Source organism: Streptococcus sp. (genome assembly GCF_019414905.1).
GTDB lineage: Bacteria > Bacillota > Bacilli > Lactobacillales > Streptococcaceae > Streptococcus.
On record NZ_DXLC01000152.1, the window covers coordinates 1 to 4,232 of the forward strand.

A 4,232-nucleotide genomic window follows, 5' to 3' on the forward strand; every position below is an offset into this window, starting at 1 on the left:
TAGTCCTCTATTTTACAATGTTTTGCACAATGAACTTGGTAACGCGAATAAATATAGACTTGAGAAATTAGAGGATGGAACATATCTAATGCCCAATCAAAGGAAAGACTCTCCCTTTGCCTACCATTTATTTCTATGTGAACAAATTACTCAGGCGATAGAAAATGGTAATATTCAAAAATTTCATTTTAATTTTCTACGGAATTTGTATGAAAAAACATCGACTTTTTTAGGATATAAAGACTGGAAAGAGTTGTTTCCGCAAGATGCTGATGATAGTGTGAAGAATGCTTACAAAAAAAGGATTTTAGATTTTGCAAGTCATTCTAAACATTCAGCTGATGAAGTTGCTGAATTAAATCCTGAGCACAAGAAAATGTTGACTTATCTTTTTAATGATTTTATAGAGCGATACCATTTTTATAAAAAGGAGTAATTATGTCTGAAAGTACACTCACTACAGCTATTGTTGAGTCAGATAATTTTATCATTTTAGAAAAGTATACCAAGTTAGAACAGCCTAGTCAGTATCAGACCGAGGCGGACTTGGAGAAGGAACTGATTGCTGACTTGCGCCAGCAAGGATACGAGTACCTTACTTATTTAGCGACCCCAGAGGCGCTTTTGGCTAATCTCAAGATCCAGATGGAAGTTCTGAATAATGTGGTTTTTACAGATGCTGAGTGGTTGCGCTTCTTGGATGAGTATCTCAATAAACCCAGTGACAGTTTGATTGATCGTACCAGAAAACTTCATGACAACTATATTTATGATTTTATCTTTGATGATGGGCATATCCAGAATATCTATCTATGGGATAAGAAAAATATTAGTCGAAACAAACTGCAAGTCATTAATCAAATGAAGCAAGTTGGCACCAGTAGCAATCGTTATGATGTAACCTTGTTGGTAAATGGATTGCCTCTGGTACAAATTGAGCTTAAAAAACGAGGAGTTGCGATTCGAGAGGCCTTTAATCAGGTGCATAGATATAGTAAAGAGAGTTTCAATGGGGAGAATTCTCTCTTTAAGTACCTTCAGATTTTTATCATTTCAAACGGAACGGATACTCGGTATTTTGCTAATACGACCAAGCGAGATAAGAATTCTTATGAGTTTACCATGAACTGGGCTTTGAAAAATAATAATCCTATTAAGGACTTGAAGGACTTTACAGCAACTTTCTTAAGTCAACAGACCTTGTTAAATGTCTTGATAAATTATTCTGTCTTTGATACTAATGACACTCTTCTCATCATGCGTCCTTATCAGATTGCGGCAACTGAGAGAATCATTTGGAAGATACGTTCAGCTATTGCTTCAAAAATCAAAAGCGGTCCTGATACAGGTGGCTATATTTGGCATACTACCGGTTCAGGGAAGACCCTGACAAGTTTTAAAGCTGCTAGACTTGCTACTGAGATGGAAGAAGTGGATAAGGTTTTCTTTGTGGTGGACCGCAAGGACTTGGATTATCAGACTATGAAAGAGTACCAGCGATTTTCACCTGACTCAGTCAACGGTTCAAATAGTACTGCAGGACTCAAACGCAATATCGAGAAAGATGATAATAAAATTGTCGTGACGACTATTCAAAAGCTTAACAACTTTATGAGCAGCGAGAGCCAGCATGAAATTTATCAAAAGCAAGTGGTTTTCATTTTTGATGAATGTCATCGTTCTCAGTTTGGTGAAGCGCAAAAGCGACTCAGACAGAAATTTAAGAAATATTGCCAGTTTGGTTTTACGGGTACACCGATTTTACCAGACAAGTATGATGCCTCTGGTAAACTAATTCGAAAGGGAAATGCATTAGGGACAGACACGACCGTATCTGTTTTCGGTCGTGAGTTACATGCCTATGTGCTAACTGATGCGATTCGAGATCAAAAAGTTCTGAAGTTCATGGTGGATTATAATGACGTTCGTCCGCAGTTTAAGTCAATTGAAAGCGAACAGGACTTAACCAAGTTATCTGCGGCTGAAAATAAGAAAGCACTGCTTCATCCGACTCGAATCACTGAAATATCTAGATATGTCTTAGATCATTTTGATCAAAAAACGCATCGATTAACTGGTAAAGGTTTCAATGCTATGTTTGCTGTTTCAAGTGTTGATGCAGCAAAAGCCTACTATCAAGAGTTGCAAAATCAGCAAAAAGATTCTGAAAAACCATTGAAGATTGCGACTATCTTTTCCTATGCCGCGAATGAATCTCAGGCAGCTATTGGTGAAATTGACGATGAGAGCTTTTCACCGGCAGATTTAGCGGATATTAGTAGTAAAGAATTTTTGAGCAGCTGTATAACTGATTATAATCAGTTGTTTGGCACTAATTTTACTATTAACGGTAATGATTTTCAGAATTACTATCGTGATTTGGCTAAACGTGTCAAAAATCGGGAAGTGGATCTCTTAATTGTAGTTGGGATGTTCTTGACTGGTTTTGATGCACCGACTTTAAATACTTTATTTGTGGATAAAAATCTGAGATATCATGGTTTAATCCAAGCTTTTTCACGCACCAATCGAATTTATGATGCTACTAAGTCATTTGGGAATATTGTAACCTTCCGGGATTTAGAGAAGGCTACAACTGATGCTATTAAGCTATTTGGAAAGACTGAGACAGCAGAAGTCTTGCTTGAACGTTCTTATCAAGAGTATATGACAGGCTTTACGGAGGCTGGTGAAGAGCAAAAAGGTTATATGGACGTTGTTCAAGAGTTGCAAGAAAAATTCCCGTACCCGCAAGCTATCATTAAAGAGCGTGATAAGAAAGAATTTGTATCTTTGTTTGGTCAATTTCTTCGTTTAGATAATATCTTACAAAACTACGATGATTTCATGAGTCTACGAGCTTTACAAGAACTTGATATCTTAGATGATAAGGCTGTAGAGGCTTTCAAGGAACGTTTCCATGTGGATGATGAAACTTTAGAGGAGTTATCTAGGTTAGACATCCCAAGTACTAGGGAAATTCAAGACTACCGTTCAACCTATAATGACATTAAGTCATGGTATGAGAATGAACGTCGTAATCAGGAAGATAGCGAATCTAAAGTTGATTGGGATTCGATTGTTTTTGAAGTTGAATTATTAAAATCCCAAGAAATCAATCTGGATTATATCTTAGAGCTCATTTTTGAGACTAATAAAAAGGTTTCAGATAAGGATGAACTTGTTTCGGAAATTACTCGGACGATTCGAGCAAGTCTTGGCAATCGAGCTAAGGAAGATTTGATAGTCGCTTTCATCCATGACAGTGATTTAGATAGTTTTGCTGATAAATCAGATATCATTGAACAGTTCTTTATTTTTGCGCAAAGTGAGCAGAAAAGGGAAGCAGATGAGTTGATACAGACTGAGGGATTAAATGAACAAAGTGCTAAGCGCTACATACAAGCTTCGTTGAAGTATGAGTATGCTAGTGAAAATGGGAATGATTTGAATGAAGCTCTGCCGAAAATGAGCCCACTAAATCCACAATATCGTACAAAAAAACAAACCGTTTTCCAAAAGATCAGTCGTTTTGTTGAAAAATTCAAGGGAATTGGTGGAGAAATTTAAGAATCATTTGATTGAGTAACGAAATAAATCTGCCTAAACAATAAAAAGTAGCTATCAAATGTACTTAATAGCTACTTTTTTATTATTCTATTTTCTGCTTTTAGGAAATTGTTTCTATCGTTTTTGAGAATCTCAAAATATTCTTGGAAGGTGGCAGATTCTATATTTTTCAAGTGAATCAGCCAGAAAAAGCTAGAAGAACTTAGTGGAGTAAGCCAGCCTGTCATAGCTAGGATGGAAACAGGCAAGACTAGCCCCCAGTTGGACACAGTCTTGAAAGTTTTAGCCAGTTTAGGAAAGACATTAGCAGTCGCCCCCTCGAACAGAGAAAGAGTTGAAAGGAAGAAGTTGGAAAACTTTAACAAATTTAACAGTTATAGTGCCTCAAGTGTATAATATAGAAAAATTATGCTTTATTTATATCAAGTGCGAACGAAGTGAGCTTTTAGCGGATATTTCCCGCTATAGTGGTATTCTAGATAATAATTTATTATTATCTAGAACGGAATTTTTGAGACATTCTGGCTCAAAAATTAGGGATGAAATTACGAAGTAAGTTGCTCCCGTCCGCACTTTTCAGGGAAATATCAGAATTACAAAAGAAAAATCAACCTATAGTCTTTTCTAATAACAAGCCATAGTCACTTATAAGAATTACTAAT

General features: G+C 36.3%; 1 protein-coding gene and 2 pseudogenes. All 3 read left to right on the forward strand.

From position 1 onward, the window contains the following. Positions 1–436 (forward strand): annotated as a pseudogene (locus QZ359_RS04625) (anticodon nuclease); the annotation flags it as partial. Between the two features lie 2 nt (positions 437–438). Then, a complete protein-coding gene (locus tag QZ359_RS04630) occupies positions 439–3,570 on the forward strand; it encodes a type I restriction endonuclease subunit R (RefSeq protein WP_293963325.1) in 3,132 nt (1,043 codons plus the stop codon). A gap of 81 nt (positions 3,571–3,651) precedes the next feature. Further along, positions 3,652–3,966 (forward strand): annotated as a pseudogene (locus QZ359_RS04635) (helix-turn-helix domain-containing protein). The last annotated feature ends 266 nt before the right edge of the window (positions 3,967–4,232 follow it).